This is a genomic window from uncultured Tenacibaculum sp., assembly GCF_947495995.1.
Taxonomy (GTDB): domain Bacteria; phylum Bacteroidota; class Bacteroidia; order Flavobacteriales; family Flavobacteriaceae; genus Polaribacter.
In genome coordinates this window covers 1-412 of sequence record NZ_CANMAX010000037.1, presented here as the reverse complement: position 1 = coordinate 412, position 412 = coordinate 1, and the positions used below count along the sequence as shown (strand labels likewise).

Below are 412 nucleotides of genomic sequence, written 5' to 3'. Positions count from 1 at the left end.
GCTCCAAAGTTTGTTGCTGTTATAGTAACCTCGCCATTTGTATCTCCGTTACATAAAACTGATGAACCAACTGCTGTTGCTGTGAATTCTTGATTATCTAAAATAACAACTCCTATATCTGTAGTACATCCACTTCCATAGTTAACTTCAACTGTATAACTTCCAACAGCTTGACCATTGAAAACTCCTGTACCATTTGTTGCTACTGAACCGCCTGTTGAATCTAATAATTCATATGTGTAAGTTCCTGCTGGTGTTGGGGTAATGGTAATATTTCCTGTTCCGTCACAATTGTATGCTACTGATTCACTTAACGTTGGCGCTACTGGTAAATCATTTATTGTAACTGTACCTGTGAATCCTCCACATCCGTTACTATCCTCAATACGAACATCATAAGTTCCTGCTCCTA

At 38.3% G+C, this 412-nt stretch carries 1 protein-coding gene; it reads right to left on the bottom strand.

Features of this window, described 5'->3' with window-relative positions; genetic code table 11:
• Positions 1 to 412 (bottom strand): hypothetical protein (locus Q1A15_RS20945; RefSeq protein ID WP_299628399.1); only part of this gene is annotated, 412 nt, incomplete at both ends.